The organism is Mesorhizobium mediterraneum (assembly GCF_002284565.1).
GTDB classification, from domain to species: domain Bacteria; phylum Pseudomonadota; class Alphaproteobacteria; order Rhizobiales; family Rhizobiaceae; genus Mesorhizobium; species Mesorhizobium mediterraneum.
Map to the genome: position 1 here is coordinate 94453 of NZ_NPKI01000025.1, position 16241 is coordinate 110693.

Below are 16241 nucleotides of genomic sequence, written 5' to 3' on the forward strand. Positions count from 1 at the left end.
AGGACAGAATGACTGAAATCCGCCACATCGTTTTCGACATCGGCAGAGTGCTGATCCACTATGACCCGAACCTTCCGTTCAGCCGTCTCATTCCGGATGCCGAGGAGAGAAAGTGGTTCTTCGACAATGTCTGCACGCATGACTGGAACATCGAGCAGGATCGAGGGCGGGCATGGGAGGAAGCCGAAGCCCTGCTGATCGCCGAACATCCCGACCATGCCGAAAACATCCGCAGCTTCCGCCGCCTCTGGCACGAGATGGTGCCGCACGCCTATGCGGACAGCGTTGAGATCATGGAGAAGCTGATCGACACCGGCCACGACGTCACCATGCTGACCAACTTCGCCTCCGATACGCTCGCCGAAGCCCGGCAGCGTTTCGACTTCCTCAACCGTCCGCGCGGGGTGACCATTTCGGGCGAGATCGGCCTGATCAAGCCGGATCGCGGCATCTACGATCATCACGTCGCCGCCTTCGGCCTCGAGCCCGCGGCCACGCTGTTCATCGACGACAGCCAGAAGAATGTCGAAGGTGCCAAGGCGGCCGGCTGGCAGTCCGTGCTGTTCACCGACGCCAAGACGCTCAAGGCGGACCTTAGAGAGCTGGGGATCAGAGTGTGATTTGAATCACTTCGACAGGCCGATCGATAATCCGCTTTAACATGACGGATCCATAGATTCCGTCGTCAGGCCCCTGCCCGCTCCATGCCAAGACGGGCGATGCGGCGAAGCTCGTCGATCGGGGTCAGGCCGCCGCTGCGCTCATAGTGCCAGAAGGTCCAGCCGTTGCAGGCGTCCAGCCCCTGCACTTCCGCGCCGATCTTGTGGATCGATCCGGCGCTGTCGCCGATCGCCACCGTGCCATCGGCGCGTACCCTGGCCGCCCAGCGCTTCTTGGCGTCATAAAGCGTGGCACCCGGCAACATCAGCCCGGTGTCGATGAGGCTGACGAAGGCAACGCGCGGCTCGGCGCGCTTGCCGGTAAGCACGGTAAGATCGGCGCCATTCAGCGGCCGGACTGCATCGATGCGCTCGTTGGCGGCGTCGATATAGGTCTGCTCGCGCTCGATGCCGACGAAATGGCGGCCGAGGCGCTTGGCTACCGCGCCGGTGGTGCCGGAGCCGAAGAAGGGATCGAGGACGATATCGCCGGGCTTCGTCGAGGCCATCATGATGCGGGCGAGCAGCGCCTCGGGCTTCTGCGTCGGATGCAGCTTGTCGCCATTTTCGTTCTTCAGGCGCTCACCGCCGGTGCAGATCGGGAACAGCCAGTCGGAGCGCATCTGGATGTCGTCATTCGACGCCTTCAGCGCTTCGTAGTTGAAGGTATAACCCTTGCCCTTCTGATCGCGCGAGGCCCAGATCATCGTCTCATGGGCGTTCTGGAAGCGACGGCCGCGGAAATTCGGCATCGGATTGGTCTTGCGCCACACAACATCGTTGAGGATCCAGAACCCCAGATCCTGCATCTTGGCGCCGACCCTGAAAATATTGTGGTAGGAGCCGATGACCCAAATGGTGCCGTTCGGTTTCAGCACGCGGCGCGCCGCCAGCAGCCAGGCGCGGGTGAAGGCGTCGTAGACCTCAAAACTCGCGAACTGATCCCAGTCATCGTCGACGGCATCGACCTTGGACTGGTCGGGCCGGTGCAGATCGCCATCGAGCTGCAGATTGTAGGGCGGATCGGCAAAGATCACGTCGATGGACTTTTCGGGCAGCCGGTCGAGCGCGGCGACGCAATCGCCCTTCAGGATCGTATCCAGCCATTCGGACTGCTGGGGAGCATGGGAAAGGTCGTCGAGAAGACGCACGGCAGACATTGTGACACCCAAAGCACGCGTTACTGTTTACTCCCTGTTATGGTTACCGATCAGCGTAAATATTCGATGAAGGTTGAGGGTTCGGACCACAGGTAATTTGCGAAGGCCGGCCTGTTGGTGTATGCCGCGCCGCCTGAGCGTCTCAGCCTCCTCCCTCCCGCTTTCCGGATCGCCAATGCCCCAGCCAGACCTTGTCATCTTCGATTGCGACGGCGTGCTCGTCGATTCCGAAATCATCGCCGCGCGCATCGAAGCCGAGCTTTTGACATCGGCCGGTTACGAGATATCGGCCGAGGAGATTTCCGAAACCTATGCCGGGCTGACCTTCAAGGACATCATGATGCGGGTCGAGGAGAAGTCCCGCATCCCATTCCAAGCCTCGTTGATCGACCGCGCCGAAGACCTGGTCGACCGCAGGCTGCGCAGCGATGTGCGCGCCATCGACGGGGTGCACGAGGCGGTCGCCGCGGTGACTGCACCGCGCTGCATCTGCTCGAATTCTCGCTCCGAGCGGATCGAATTCATGCTGGAGAAGGTGCATCTGCTGCCGTTTTTCAACGGCCGGATTTTTTCCTCTCTGGAAACACCGAGCGGAAAGTCCAAGCCTGCCCCAGACGTGTTTCTCTTTGCCGCGGCAAAGCTCAAGGCCGATCCGGCCAACACCTTCGTCATCGAGGATTCCGTGCATGGCGTGACCGGCGCCAGGGCAGCCGGCATGCGCGTTATCGGCTTTACCGGCGCGGCGCACAGCTATCCCGGGCATGCCGACGCGCTGACCGAGGCCGGCGCCGAAACGGTCATCCGCCGCTGGGCAGAACTGAAAAGCGTGATCGCCGCCCTGTCGGAATGGTCGGATGCGTGATGCATACGCCTCCGACCGGAGGCGGCCCTAATGCCGCCGCTATTCGGCTGCGGCAATCTTCTTGTCGGTCTTCTTCGCCGGGCCTTCGTCATAGCCGGCGAACGCCTGATAGTCCTGCGCAGTGGGCTCGGGAACGACGACGTTCGAATCGGTGAAGACGAACTGGGTGGCACTCGAGGGATTGGTAACCTGGACCTGATGTTGATGAAGCTGCGAGTAAAGCACCTCGGTGCCATGCATCACTGCGATACGGATCGGCATTGTGATCGTGCCCGGGCTGAACATCGGTCCCGGAACGACCTTGCCGGCGACGGCGATCTTCATCGTCAGCGAGCCGTTGGCACGGTTGCAGTCGCGGGTCACATCGGTGATCGAGGCCTGATAGATGACCTTCGCCGAATCGTCCTGCTGATCGCTGCTCGCGTCGAGCGCAGCAGCCTCGGCGTCCTGAGCGGCGGCTTTTTTCTTAGGTTTCTGGTTGCCCTTGGCATAGGTGTTGAAGAAAGCGGTGCCGTCGCGCAGCGTCACTTTCGGACAATAGGCCAGCAGTTGGCTGGAAAGAACCTTCGGGTCCGGAGGTGGTGGCGGTGTCGTGTCCTTTTTTCCGAAGCCCAGAATGCTACTGCCGCCTGATTGGCAGCCGGCGGCGGTAAGCATAAAGCCAGTGAGGGCCAGACCCGCGATAAAACGACCGTTGAATGAATGAAACGCCATGAACTGCACTTCCCTCTCGCAAAGCGGGTGACGTATATCAACCGCGCGGCAAAAATGCGACTGAGCAAGCACGGAAATTAACCACTTTGCCGCGGACGAAACCGCCCGGCAGCAATGGAACATGACGATGCGATATGTGAGTACCCGCGGGGAAGCGCCCGTGCTTGGATTTTCCGACGCGGTGCTGGCGGGTCTGGCGCGCGATGGCGGACTTTATCTGCCTGATACCTGGCCGCAGTTTTCGGCGGCAGAGGTCCGCGCCATGCGCGGCCTTGCCTATCCCGACCTCGCCATCCGCGTGCTGTCACCGTTTCTCGGCGACGAGATCGCGATGCCGGTGTTCGAACGCCTGGTGCGCGAAGCCTATGCGACCTTCCGTCACGAGGCTGTCTGCCCGCTGGTGCAGACCGGCTCGAACATGTTCGTTCTGGAACTCTTCCACGGCCCGACACTTGCCTTCAAGGACGTGGCCATGCAGCTTCTCGCCCGGCTGATGGACCATGTGCTTGCCGAACGCGACCAGCGCGCCACCATTGTCGGCGCCACATCAGGCGATACCGGCGGGGCTGCCATCGATGCTTTCGCCGGGCGCAATCGCACTGACATCTTCGTTCTTTTCCCGCACGGCCGGGTCTCGCCGGTGCAGCAGCGGCAGATGACGACGTCCACTGCGGCAAATGTCCATGCACTGGCGGTCGAAGGCAATTTCGACGATTGCCAGGGCCTGGTGAAGGAGATGTTCAACGATCACGGTTTTCGCGACCGGGTGTCGCTGTCCGGCGTCAATTCGATCAACTGGGCCCGCATCATGGCCCAGATCGTCTATTATTTCTCGTCGGCGCTGTCGCTCGGCGCGCCCGACCGGCCGGTTTCCTTCACGGTGCCGACCGGCAATTTCGGCGACATCTTCGCCGGCTACGCCGCCAAGAAGATGGGGCTGCCGATCGAGTGTCTGATCATCGCGACCAACGACAACGACATTCTGGCGCGCACGCTGTCGAGCGGCGAGTACCGCACGAAAGGCGTCTTTTCGACCACGTCGCCGTCGATGGACATTCAGGTCTCGTCGAATTTCGAGCGCTTGCTGTTCGAGGCGTCCGGCCGCGACGCCTCGACCGTGCGGCGCTACATGAACGGCCTCAAGCAGTCCGGCGCCTTCACCATCGAAGCGGTCGAGATCGCCAGGATCCGCTCCGAATTCGATGCCGGTCGTTCGACGATGGACGAAGTCGCCGCCATGATCCGCGCGACGCTCGCAGCCAGTGATTATCTGCTCGACCCGCACACGGCCGCGGCCATGCACGTTGCGGTTGCGAAGGCCACCAATGCCGTGCCCATGGTGGTGCTCGGCACCGCCCATCCGGCAAAGTTTCCGGCCGCCGTCGAAGCCGCCAGCGGCGTGTCGCCTGCCCTGCCCGCATGGCTCGGCGGGTTGATGACATCAGAGGAAAAATACACGGTACTTCCATCCGACCTGAAAATGGTGGAAGATTATGTTAGCCGTCACACGCGGGCGGCAAGTTAGGGAGTATTTGCTATATGGGTGTTGAGGTAAGCCGTCTGTCGAACGGCCTGACAGTCGCCACCGAAACCCTTCCAAGCCTCGAATCCGTCGCTCTTGGTGCCTGGGTCAAATCAGGGGCCCGCAACGAGCGTAACGAAGAGCACGGAATGGCTCACTTGCTTGAACATATGGCGTTCAAGGGAACCAGAAGGCGCAGCGCCTTCGAGATCGCCTCGGAAATCGAGGATGTCGGCGGCGAGATCAATGCGGCCACCAGTGTCGAGACCACCTCCTATTATGCCAGGGTGCTGAGCGACGACGTGCCCCTGGCCGTCGATATCCTCTCCGACATCCTGCAGGAATCCGAGTTCGACCCGCAGGAGTTGGAGCGCGAGCAGCATGTGATCCTGCAGGAGATCGGCGCCGCTCACGATACGCCCGACGACATCGTTTTCGACCGCTTCACCGAGACGGCCTTCCGCCACCAGACGATCGGCCGTTCCATCCTCGGCACGCCGGAAACCGTCAAATCCTTCACCTCGAAGCAACTGCACAAATTCATCGAACGGCAGTATGGCGCCGAGCGCATGGTGGTCGTCGCCGCCGGCGACATCAAGCACGACAATTTCGTGCGCGAGGTCGAGAAGCACCTCGGCGGTTTCCGCAGCAAGTCCGACAACACGATGCCGGAATATGCGCAATATGTCGGCGGCGATTTCCGCGAGGACCGCGACCTGATGGACGCGCAGATCGTGCTGGGGTTCGAGGGCCGCGCCTATCATGTGCGCGACTTCTACGCCTCGCAGGTCCTGTCGATGATCCTTGGCGGCGGCATGTCGTCGCGTCTTTTCCAGGAGGTCCGCGAAAAACGCGGGCTGTGCTATTCGGTCTATGCCTTCCACTGGGGGTTTTCCGACACCGGCATATTCGGCGTCCATGCCGCGACCGGGCAGAGCGACATCGCCGAATTGGTGCCGGTGGTCATCGACGAGTTGCAGAAGGCCGGCGAGAACATCCTGCAGGAGGAACTCGACCGGGCACGCGCCCAGTATCGCGCAGGCCTGATCATGTCCGCCGAAAGCCCGGCCAGCCGCGCCTCGCAGATCGCCCGGCAAATGCTTCTGTTCGGCCGGCCGATCGCCAAGGAAGAGCTGATGGAACGGCTGTCGGCGCTGACGGTCGAGCGGTTGACGGACCTGTCGTCACGGCTGTTTTCGACCAAGCCGACGCTGACTGCCGTCGGACCGGTGGGCACGCTCGCTCCCTATGAGGCGGTCCTTGAGTCGCTTTCGGGCACGCAGACCACGGCCCGAAAGCTCGCCGGCTAAGTCCATCAAAGCGTCATGTTCGCGCTCCCTTTCTTTCGCCGTGACCTGCCGGCACTGAAGGGCGATCGCGTCACGCTGCGCGTGCCGCTGACCAACGACTATCGCGAATGGTCGGTGCTGCGCGGGGAAAGCCGCCGCTTCCTGGAGCCGTGGGAGCCGCGGTGGAACCCCGACGAGCTCGACCGCACGGCCTGGCGGCATCGCCTCAGCCGTTACCGCGAAGATTACGCGCAGGGAACGGCCATAGCCTTCTTCATCTTCGACAAAAGCAGCGGCAAGCTTGTCGGCGGAATCACCCTCGGCAATATCCGCCACGGCGTCGCGCAAAGCGGCCATATCGGCTACTGGATCGGCGAGCGCTACAGCGGCCACGGCCTGATGACCGACGCGGTCAAGGTGGTGACGCGCTTCGCCTTCGATACGCTGAGGTTGCACCGGATCGAAGCTGCCTGTATTCCCGACAACGCCCGGTCGATCCGCGTGCTTGAAAAAGCCGGATTCCGGCGCGAAGGACTTCTGCGATCCTATCTCAGGATCAATGGCATCTGGCAGGACCATTACCTCTACGCCCGGATCGAGGACGATCTGCCCGGCGCGGGAACGAAGGACTGATTTTTGACGAATTTCCTGCGAATCGGGTCGCTGTTCGCCTTTGTCCTGACGGCAATCGTCACGCTCTGCGCGGCGTCCTCGGCCTTCGCCGTCGAACCGATCAAGATCGCCCGCGACGACGTGGCGCTCGACCTTTCGGGCGCGGTCGAAATCTACCGCAACCAGGGCGAGAACTTCCAGGTGTCGACCGCGCCGGGACCGGACGGCATCGTGCGGCGCATCGAGGTCGAGGCCAATGATGCGCGCTCGACCGGCGACTGGGCGGTGTTCGCGCTAGCCAACACCACCGACCAGCAGCTCGACAGGCTGATCGTCGCACCGCATTTCCGGCTGGTGAATTCCGGCATCTTCTGGCCGGATCTCGGCTCGACCCGCATTGCCGCGATCACGCCCAGCGAGGGCTTCGCGCTCGACCGCCAGACCAGCCCCGACGCCGATGTGTTCCGGGTGACGCTGAATCCCGGAACGGTGATCACCTTCATTGCCGAACTTGCCTCGCCCAAACTGCCGCAGGTCTATCTGTGGGATCCGGAATCCTACAAGGACTCGGTCAATTCCTACACGCTGTTTCGCGGCATCGTCATCGGCATCGCCGGCCTTCTGGCGTTGTTCCTGACCATCCTTTTCGTCGTCAAGGGAACCTCGATGTTCCCGGCTACCGCCGCACTCGCCTGGGCGGTGCTCGCCTATATCTGCATCGATTTCGGCTTTCTCAACAAGGTCCTGGAAATATCGCCCGGCAACGAGCAGATGTGGCGAGCCGGAACGGAGGTGGCGCTTGCGGCGACCTTCGTGGTGTTCCTGTTCGCCTATCTCAACCTCAACCGATGGCACGGCCATTTCAGCTACGGCGCGCTGGTCTGGATTCTTGGGCTGGTGCTGATCGCGGGTGTGGCCATCGTCGATCCGGCGGTCGCCGCCGGCATCGCCAGGCTGTCCTTCGCCGCCACCGCCCTGACCGGCCTCGGCCTGATCATTTTCCTCGGCATACGCGGCTACGACCGTGCCATCATGCTGGTGCCCAGTTGGGTCATGGTCTTGTTGTGGCTATGCGGGTCGTGGATGGCGATCACCGGCATGCTCGACAACGACATTGCCCAGCCGGCGCTGGGCGGCGGGCTGATCCTCATCATCCTGCTGATCGGCTTCACCGTCATGCAGCACGCCTTTGCCGGTGGCGCGCTGCATCAGGGTCTGTTCTCCGATCTCGAACGGCAGGCGCTGGCCGTCGCCGGATCGGGCGACACGGTTTGGGACTGGGACGTGATGCGCGACCGCGTCGTCACCAAGCCGGATGTCAGCATCCAGCTTGGCCTTGCGCCCGACAGTCTGGGCGGGGCCGCCCGCAACTGGCTGCCGGTGCTGCATGCCGACGATCGCGACACGTTCCGCACGACGCTCGACGTGGTGCTCGAACACCGGCGCGGCCGCGTGTCGCAGAACTTCCGCCTGCGCGGCGCCGACGGGCACTATCACTGGTTTTCGCTGCGCGCCCGGCCGGTGATCGGATCGGACGGCGAGGTCATCCGCTGCGTCGGCACCATGGTCGATGTGACGGAGCAGAAAAAGTCCGAGGAGAGGCTGCTGCACGATGCCGTGCATGACAATCTCACCGGCCTGCCGAACCGGGAATTGCTGATGAACCGGCTGGAGGCGATCATCTCGATCGCGCGCACGGAAGAGAAGGTGCGTCCGACCGTCTTCGTCATCGACATCGACCGGTTCAAGCAGGTCAATGACGGGCTCGGCATATCGGCCGGCGATACCATCCTGCTGACCATTGCGCGCCGCCTGCACCGGCTGCTCAAGCCGAAGGATTCGCTGTCGCGCTTTGCCGGCGACCAGTTCGCGCTGATGCTGCTTTCCGAACAGGACCCGGCCCGCATCGCGGCGGTCGCCGACGCCATCAAGCATGCGATCAACAATCCGATCACCTTTGCCAAACGCGAGATCGTGCTGACCGCCTCGATCGGACTGGTCACCTGGACCTCGGCGCAGAGCTCAGCCGAGGACATGGTCAAGGACGCCGAGCTTGCCATGCACCAGGCCAAGCGTTTCGGCGGCGACAGGATCGAGCCTTTCCGCCCCGCCTTCCGGACCGTCGGCACCGACCGGCTGCAGTTCGAGTCCGATCTGCGCCGCGCCATCGAACGGCGCGAATTCACACTCGCCTACCAGCCCATCGTGCGGCTGGAAGACGGCAGCGTTGCCGGCTTCGAGGCGCTTTTGCGCTGGGACCATCCGCGCCGCGGCATGATCCCGCCGGGCGATTTCATCCCGGTCGCCGAGAGCTGCGGCCTGATCGTGCAGCTTGGCCTTTTTGCCATGCAACAGGCCGCCGAAGATCTGGCGGGCTGGCAAAAGCAGATCGGCGATGCGCCGTTGTCGGTTTCGGTCAACTTGTCCAGCCGTCAGCTCATCCGCCGCGATCTGGTCAGCGACGTCCGCTCGGTGATCGCGCGAGCCAATCTAAAGCCGCGCTGCTTCCGGCTCGAACTCACCGAATCGCTGGTGATGGACAATCCCGAGCAGACAGCCCATGTGCTGAACAAGCTGAAGAAGCTTGGTATCGGCCTGTCGCTGGACGATTTCGGCACCGGCTACTCATCGCTAGCCTATCTGACGCGCTTCCCCTTCGACACGATCAAAATCGACAAGAGCTTTGTCGACGACTCGACACCGAAGCGCGCGGTGCTGCTCAAATCCATGGTCAATATGGCGCATGAGCTCGGCCTTTCGGTCGTGGCCGAAGGCATTTCGGACGAAAGCGATGCGCTCGAACTGCGCCAGATGGGCTGCGAATATGTGCAGAGCTTCATGTTCGGCGCACCGATGCCCGGCGATCAGGTGCTGAAGACGCTGAAGGAACAGTATCCGCTGACTCAGGCTTGATTTTTGCGCATGTCGTTGTCCCAAATCCGCTGAGCATTTTTTGGGCGACATGCGTACCCGCTTGGAATGGCAGAGAACGACCATTCCTAACCAGAGCGGCCTTATGCCGGCCGCTTCCCGGCGCTCGGAGGTTGCAAGTCAACCCTTCTGGTCCGCAGTATCGAAAACTTTAACTCCCGACCCGTGGCGTGGCTCTACCAATGTTGGAAGCCTGAATTAACGGCGGCGATAGAGATAGCTCTCGGAAAGACCGAGGCGACGGCATGACTGGACGGCTGGTGATGAGGGGAGCACGATGCTCTCGCAGATTGCAGCCGTCATCTTCACAAAAGCACGCTCCCACGGCTTCAGGGTCCAGCGGTCGCCGAGCGCCAACCGCTCGCGGACCCAGCGGGGTAGGATCTCGACTGCCGCCTTCAGAAATGGCCGCTGAAGCGGTCGAGCCACTCCCGGCAAGGCGGGAACTTCTTCCATGATCTCCAGGAATTCCAAGATGATCGGCGACGCGACTAGTCTTTGCCTCATCACGTCGAACAGCGCGTAAAGCTCGGCCTGAGACGTGGGCGCGTCAACCGCACCATAGAGAAGCGCGACGGGGCGAGCCTCAGCAAACATCGCGTCCCGTTCGAAAAAATGCAGACGATGCACATAGACGTGATACGCCTCCATGAAACCAAACTCGGCCGTCGCTTGCACCCAGTCCAGCAACTCCGGGTCGGTGGCGTGGTATGGCTCACCTTCGCTGGTTCGACCTGAAACGCGGCCATGCATCCTGACTACACCTTCGATCATGGCCTTAGCCTTGGTTTGGGGGCCATAGACAGTGACCAAGGCAGCGAGGCCAGTGCGCTGTAATCGTCGGAGCGCATGGGAGCGGAATGTGCTGTGCTGCCAAATGGCGTCGCGAACCCGCGGCTCCGCCAATTCGAGCAGCACCGCAGTAACCCCACCGACGAACAGCGCAACAGGGTTCTTGAAAATACGCCAGGACACCGAGCTGGGCGGCAACAGCGCCGGCTCGCCTTGCGGGATCGAGAAATCCATCTGAGATCCGAGCCGCTGGCGCATAAACGACTGCGCAAGAGTGTCCACACGACGCTCAAGCGGGCCAGGCAGAAGAATGATGCCCGAGTTCCCAAACATGGACGCCTCCGACTTCGGGAACAACAAGCGTTGAACCTGTCGATAGCGAATGCAGTTATGCACGAACGTCGTTGGTCTTCCCGCCGTTCCAAATGATTAGCCTCGCGCGCTGCGCAAGACTTCTCCAGAACACCGGGCCCGGATGGTCATCACGAGCCCGGTCGTGATGGCCTTATGGGGTCAGATCGAGCGCCGGCACGATTCTGTGATAGGGCAGTCCTGCATCGTCGTTTAGACGCTTCACGTCGGTATTGGAGACAGCGTCAAACAGGCACATGCAGCGCCCGTCCTCCGGTGCGAAGGTCGAGCGCAGATAGCTGATGTCGGTGCCGTTGGACGTCATCTCAGCGGCCTTGCTGATCGCCGCCTTCTGTGCATCTCCCAGAGCTTCCATGCTGATGCCCTTGAGGTCGCGTTCCACCATATAGACGGTCATTTCCAGATCTCCTCCTAGTTCAGTGACTACAGGAGTTGAATGCAATGGCGGGCGAAAGAAAACGACATTTTTTCTATCGATCGATAGCCGACAGTTATCGATGAAGGGGCTATAATGTCGTTTCGTGGAACCGCCTCGGGAGGGCTCGCCATGGAGATGTTTCAGGTCCGCTACGTGCTTGCGGCCGCGAAAATACTGAATTTCACCAAGGCCGCCACCGATTGCAATGTGTCTCAGCCGGCGCTCACCAAAGCGGTCAAGACGCTCGAGGATGAGCTTGGCGCGCCCTTGTTCCACCGCGAGGGAAAGCGCGTCCTCCTGAGTGAGTTCGGGCGCTCCATTCTGCCGCATCTTCAGCAGATCATGCAGGAGGCCCACGCAACCAGGACGCTTGCCGATAATTTTAGGCTACTCAATCAGGTGCCGATCCGCCTCGGCGTGATGTCGACCATCGGCCATGTGAAGCTCGCCCGGTTCCTCGCAAAGTTCCAGCGCGACTATCATGGCGTCGAGCTTGAAGTTAGCGAAGCGAGCGTTCAGGAACTGAAAAACAGGCTTGAGCATGGCGATCTCGATCTGGCCGTTCTCAATCCGCTGGAGGGATTGGGAGCGGCTTTCCGCGTCCATGATCTCTACAGTGAGCGTTACGTCGTCGTATTCGCGCCGGATCACCGGCTTGCGACCCTCGATGCAATCAAGTTGGTCGACCTCTCTCAAGAACCCTATGTCGATCGTCTGTCCTGCGAAATGCGGGACCTTGTGATGGGGGTGTGCCGGGAAAGAAACGTTAGCCTTTATGCCCGCTTTCGTTCCGAGCGCGAGGATTGGGTCCAATCAATGGTGCTGGCGCGGATCGGCTTCGCCTTCATGCCTGAATATTCGGTGACATCGCCTGAACTTCTGCAGCGCCCGCTGATCGAACCCGCGGTGGCACGCACGGTGTCCCTGGCTAGCGTTCCGGGCCGGCCCTATAGCCCGGCGACGGCGGCAATGGTCCGAGCTGCCCAAAGTTTCGATTGGCCAGGCTAGGCGTTATTGCTGAAGCTTGAGCTGCTGCTGGTTTGAGATGCTTCTCTCTTTCTCCTAAACGGCTGCAACTTTCTCTTGGTTGGAATCGCACGCGGCCAAGGAACAGCGGAGAAGGCTCGCGATGGCCGGATGGAAATCTGAGGGAGGACAATTATGACCTTGCCCAGTTACGCAATGAACCAGGCAAGTTTCCCGGAAATGTACGAGCGGTGGCTCGTCGGCCCTCTCTTCCGTCCATGGGCCGAGTTGGCTCTTGACGAGCTGGAATTGTCTTCGGGCGATCGCGTACTCGATATCGCTTGCGGAACAGGAATAGTGGCGCGCGTTGCAAGAGAGCGGCTCGGTGAAGCCGGATACATCGTCGGCGTCGACATCAGCCTGGACATGCTTGCCGTGGCGCGGGCTGTAGAACCAGCCATTGACTGGCGTCGGGGCAATGCCGGCGAGCTGCCTCTGCGTAACGGTGAGACGTTCGACGTGGTCGTCTGCCAGCAAGGACTGCAGTTCTTTCCCGACAAACCCGCGGCGGCGGCGCAGATGCGTCGCGCGCTGGCGAAGGGTGGTAGGCTGGCGCTTGCCACGTGGCGCCCGGATGACGAAATCCCGTTCTTTCGCGAACTGCGCCGCGTGGCGGAGCGCCACCTGGGCGCCATCGCCGATCAACGGTACAGCTTCGGGGAAGCGGCGCCACTTGAGGCGCTGCTGCGAGACGCCGGCTTCCACGAGGTCCGATCAAGGACTATTTCGCGCACCATCCATTTCGGGGAAGGCGCACCCTTCCTGCATTTGAATACGATGGCGCTGGTCGGGATGAGTTCTTTAGCCAAGGAAATGGACGATCAGGAACGCAAGCGCGTCGTGGAGGAGATCGTGAGCGAGAGTGCGCCCGTGCTGCAGCCGTACACCAACGGGTCGAAACTAGCCTTCGAGCTCAGCACCAATCTGGCGACAGCCAAAGGGTAAATGATCTCTCTTCACAAGCAACGCATTGCCTACGCAACGCTCGGTAAAAATCAACCCATTGTACATTACGAATTATTTCGCCGCACTGCGGCCATTGTACCGCCATTATCCATGACTAGCTAGCGGAGGCACTGACCGTTCTTCTTGTCTTTTCGACGTTGACGGCTCAACGTTGGAAATAGATCTTCCCAAAATACCTGGGACAGACAAGGAACGGAGGAGGACTTGGCGTCACTCCAAAGAACACGTGAATTCTTTGCTTGCGGAGGCGTCATTCTTTCGGGCGTGCGGCCTTTGTCGAAAAGGATCGCGGGGCTTGGCTTGGCGGCGACACTGGCAGCCATGCCATGGCCGGTCTATTCGGGAGCCTTGGTCAACGGAGCGACCGAAGCCGCGGTTGCCACTGCTGTTCCGTCCTCCGCTCTGGGTTTCCTCTCGGCCGCGCCCGAGTTCGACATCATCGATCCGGGGACCATATCGACCTCCCGACGCAAGGGAGAAGGCACCTTGGCCGATGCATTGAAGGGCACCGTCTCCATCCTTTCCAAAGGCGCGGAACAGATCGTCGTAGGCATGTCGGTGCACGAGTTCGGCGAATACAAGGTGTCCCAGTACATTGCCAGCGAGATTCTGCGTGCAGCCAAGGACACCCAATTTCCTGCCGACACCCTTTTCGCGATCGCCGAGAGTTCCTCGACCAGACATGGCTCGAGGCCGTGAAGGACTACGGTGCAGAGTTCGGCCTGGGCGATGAAGCGGAACTGATCCGGATCCGCCTCGAGGGCAAGCGCGAACACCATTTCGTCGACGACAAGGCCGAAGAAGAGCGCATCCTTCAATTCAGGCGCGATCCCTATCTGTCGGCAGCACTTGCGGCCAAGAACCTTCTTGCGGCCAGGGAACGCATCGAAGCCCGTCTCGAGAAGGCCATGGACGAACGGGATCTTTACCTCCCCCATTTCCTTGGCACCAACGGCGCAGCAAACCTCCTGTCGAACGCCGACGAAACGCCCAATGCCAAAGCCAGCAAAATCTTCCCCGAGGCGGCGCGGTTCAATACCGCGATGTTCAGGGTCAAGGGAGAACAGCTCACCGTCGGCCAGTTTCACCAGCGCATGCGCTCCTTCTTGGAAGCCCGCATCGGCAAATACAGCGATGTCGAAACCCGCGTGAAAGAGGCTGACCTGTCCTGGACAGCCGGTATCGAGAATATCGTCTACGATTTGGGCAAACGGCTGGCGATGGTGTCAGGTTTTCAGCACTAGGCGTGACCGGCAGCGACGCTGAGATGCGCGAGGTCGATACCGATCGAAGCGAGAATCCGGTCGTATTTGCGCTCGATGTCGGTATCGAACAGAAGCTCCGCAGTTGCCGGGCAGGTCAGCCAGCCGTTCTCGGCGATTTCGCTTTCCAGCTGGCCGGCGCCCCAGCCCGAATAGCCGAGCGCCATCAGCGCGTGCCGAGGTCCGCGGCCCGACGAAATGGCGCGCAATATGTCGACGGTCGCGGTCAGGCAGATCTCGTCGGAGACGGTCAGCGACGATTCCACCCGGTAGTCGCCCGAATGCAGGACGAAGCCGCGGCTGCGGTCGACCGGTCCGCCGTTGCGCACGACGAAGTCACGGGCCTGCGCGGGCAAGCGGATCGCCTCCTGTTCGTTCATGATGCCGAGCTGGACGAGAAGATCCGGAAACAGCATCTGCTGCGTCTGGTTGATGATCAGGCCCATCGCGCCTTCGTCGCTGTGCGCGCAGATGTAGATGACGGAGCGCGTGAAGCGGTCGTCCTTCATGCCGGGCATGGCAATCAGGAACTGGTCGTCGAGAAAGCCGCGTCCTGCGACCATCTTCTTGTGGCGCAACAAGTCCATGACAGGCAGCGTAACGCGTTTTGGAAGCGCCGAAAAGATGTGCCGCGCGCGATTTGGTCTCGGCTTTGCATCTAAGGTCACGCAAATATGATAACAGCGAAGCCATGAAATCATTGCGCAGCCATGAACGGACGCTCAAATCACCGCCATGCAAAGCTTGAAAGTCCTGCTGCTCAGCGCCGCTGTTGGATGTGGAACCGGCCTTCCCGCTGCAGCCTCCTCGTCGATCTGGTACAACACCGAAGGCGGCAAAGTGCGGCTTGTGACCACCGGCAAGCCCGACGAAGCCGGGCGCATCCATGGCGTCCTCGATATTGCGCTCAAGCCTGGCTGGAAAACCTACTGGCGCGATCCGGGCGACGCGGGCGTGCCGCCGCAAATCGATGTCTCGGCCAGCACCAACATTGCTAACGCGATTTTTTCGTTTCCGCCGCCCCAGCGCCACGACGACGGCTACGGCAAATGGGCCGGCTATGACCATCCGGTTTCGCTGCCGGTGACGTTCACGTTGTCGGCGCCGAACGAGCCGGCCGTCATCGATGCCGATATCTTTCTCGGCATTTGCGAGACGATCTGCATCCCGGTGCAGACGAGGCTGACCGTCGATCCGGGCTCCGATCCGGACAATGTCGAAGACGCCGCTTTGGTGAAGGCGGCCCTCGCAACCCTGCCTGCCCCCGCAAGGCCCGATTTCGGCATCAATATGCTACCAGGCGACCACGAGACACTGATTGTCGAGGCGAGCTTTCCGGGCAATCCGAAGGCGGCGGATTTCTTCGTCGCGGGTGAGCGGGATTACATGTTCGGCGTGCCGGCTCGCAGCGAAAAGGACGGCAAGCTGGTGTTTACCGTGCCGATCCTCGACAGGCCGACGACGACGCCGACGGATGGCGGACTTTACTACACGCTGACAACTGCGGTCGGCGCGGTCGAGGGACAGCTGCCTTTCCCTTGATCCCGAGCAAAGGATGTTCAGGTCGAACATCCTTTTGCTCCAGGCTCCCCCAAACGGTTGCGGGAAAAGTCTGAGTTCGTTATCGCAAGGATACTCCCTTTATTTGTCAAATGA

16 protein-coding genes are annotated in these 16241 nt (G+C 61.2%); 11 read left to right on the forward strand and 5 right to left on the reverse strand.

Translation table 11 applies throughout. The features are described 5' to 3' along the window. The first annotated feature begins 8 nt into the window (after positions 1-8). A complete protein-coding gene (locus CIT25_RS19610) occupies positions 9-620 on the forward strand; it encodes an HAD family hydrolase (protein WP_095486157.1) in 612 nt (203 codons plus the stop codon). Positions 621-685: 65 nt separating this feature from the next. On the opposite strand, the gene CIT25_RS19615 is transcribed toward CIT25_RS19610, so the two are convergent. Then, complete coding sequence (locus tag CIT25_RS19615; protein WP_095486158.1) at positions 686-1819, reverse strand: site-specific DNA-methyltransferase; 1134 nt, start codon at positions 1817-1819, stop codon at positions 686-688. 175 nt (positions 1820-1994) lie between these two features. On the opposite strand from CIT25_RS19615, the gene CIT25_RS19620 reads away from it, so the two are divergent. Then, positions 1995-2681: an HAD family hydrolase gene (locus CIT25_RS19620; protein WP_095486159.1), complete on the forward strand. Its 687-nt coding sequence runs from the start codon at positions 1995-1997 to the stop codon at positions 2679-2681. A gap of 39 nt (positions 2682-2720) precedes the next feature. Here CIT25_RS19620 and CIT25_RS19625 read toward each other — a convergent pair whose 3' ends face one another. Next, positions 2721-3395, reverse strand: coding sequence for a hypothetical protein (locus CIT25_RS19625; RefSeq protein ID WP_095486160.1), 675 nt, complete (start codon positions 3393-3395; stop codon positions 2721-2723). A gap of 127 nt (positions 3396-3522) precedes the next feature. On the opposite strand from CIT25_RS19625, the gene thrC reads away from it, so the two are divergent. Genes thrC through CIT25_RS19645 form a run of 4 tightly spaced genes read left to right on the forward strand, consistent with a single transcriptional unit; the run spans position 3523 to position 9731 of the window. Beyond that, positions 3523-4920, forward strand: coding sequence for a threonine synthase (gene thrC, locus CIT25_RS19630; RefSeq protein WP_095486223.1), 1398 nt, complete (start codon positions 3523-3525; stop codon positions 4918-4920). Positions 4921-4934: 14 nt separating this feature from the next. Then, positions 4935-6227: a M16 family metallopeptidase gene (locus CIT25_RS19635; protein WP_095486161.1), complete on the forward strand. Its 1293-nt coding sequence runs from the start codon at positions 4935-4937 to the stop codon at positions 6225-6227. A gap of 15 nt (positions 6228-6242) precedes the next feature. Then, complete coding sequence (locus CIT25_RS19640; protein WP_095486162.1) at positions 6243-6839, forward strand: GNAT family N-acetyltransferase; 597 nt, start codon at positions 6243-6245, stop codon at positions 6837-6839. Between the two features lie 3 nt (positions 6840-6842). Then, positions 6843-9731 (forward strand): EAL domain-containing protein, encoded by a 2889-nt coding sequence (locus CIT25_RS19645; protein ID WP_095486163.1) that lies wholly within the window; start codon positions 6843-6845, stop codon positions 9729-9731. A 216-nt stretch (positions 9732-9947) separates the two neighbouring features. On the opposite strand, the gene CIT25_RS19650 is transcribed toward CIT25_RS19645, so the two are convergent. Next, positions 9948-10874 carry an oxygenase MpaB family protein gene (locus CIT25_RS19650; RefSeq protein ID WP_206072965.1) on the reverse strand — a complete coding sequence of 309 codons (927 nt, stop codon included), beginning with the start codon at positions 10872-10874 and terminating at the stop codon, positions 9948-9950. Between the two features lie 172 nt (positions 10875-11046). Continuing rightward, positions 11047-11310, reverse strand: coding sequence for a DUF4242 domain-containing protein (locus CIT25_RS19655; protein WP_095486164.1), 264 nt, complete (start codon positions 11308-11310; stop codon positions 11047-11049). A gap of 150 nt (positions 11311-11460) precedes the next feature. Between CIT25_RS19655 and CIT25_RS19660 the strand changes: the two genes are divergently transcribed. The 4 genes from CIT25_RS19660 (at position 11461) to CIT25_RS19675 (ending at position 14567) form a co-directional block, all read left to right on the forward strand. Beyond that, complete coding sequence (locus CIT25_RS19660) at positions 11461-12339, forward strand: LysR family transcriptional regulator (protein WP_158302605.1); 879 nt, start codon at positions 11461-11463, stop codon at positions 12337-12339. 153 nt (positions 12340-12492) lie between these two features. Beyond that, on the forward strand, positions 12493-13302 hold the full coding sequence (locus CIT25_RS19665; protein ID WP_095486166.1) for a class I SAM-dependent methyltransferase: 810 nt from the start codon (positions 12493-12495) through the stop codon (positions 13300-13302). Between the two features lie 294 nt (positions 13303-13596). Continuing rightward, the gene (locus CIT25_RS19670; RefSeq protein ID WP_158302606.1) at positions 13597-14022 is read left to right on the forward strand and encodes a hypothetical protein; all 426 of its coding nucleotides are present in this window, start codon (positions 13597-13599) and stop codon (positions 14020-14022) included. Beyond that, positions 14019-14567: a hypothetical protein gene (locus CIT25_RS19675; RefSeq protein ID WP_095486168.1), complete on the forward strand. Its 549-nt coding sequence runs from the start codon at positions 14019-14021 to the stop codon at positions 14565-14567. Before CIT25_RS19670 ends, CIT25_RS19675 begins: the two co-directional genes overlap by 4 nt. Here the strand turns inward: CIT25_RS19675 and CIT25_RS19680 are convergent. Then, the gene (locus tag CIT25_RS19680) at positions 14564-15172 is read right to left on the reverse strand and encodes a YqgE/AlgH family protein (RefSeq protein WP_095486169.1); all 609 of its coding nucleotides are present in this window, start codon (positions 15170-15172) and stop codon (positions 14564-14566) included. The genes CIT25_RS19675 and CIT25_RS19680 overlap by 4 nt on opposite strands. 148 nt (positions 15173-15320) lie before the next feature. Here CIT25_RS19680 and CIT25_RS19685 point away from each other — a divergent pair, with 148 nt between their 5' ends. Next, positions 15321-16127, forward strand: a complete 807-nt coding sequence (locus CIT25_RS19685; protein ID WP_095486170.1) for a protein-disulfide reductase DsbD domain-containing protein — start codon at positions 15321-15323, stop codon at positions 16125-16127. Positions 16128-16241 lie beyond the last annotated feature (114 nt).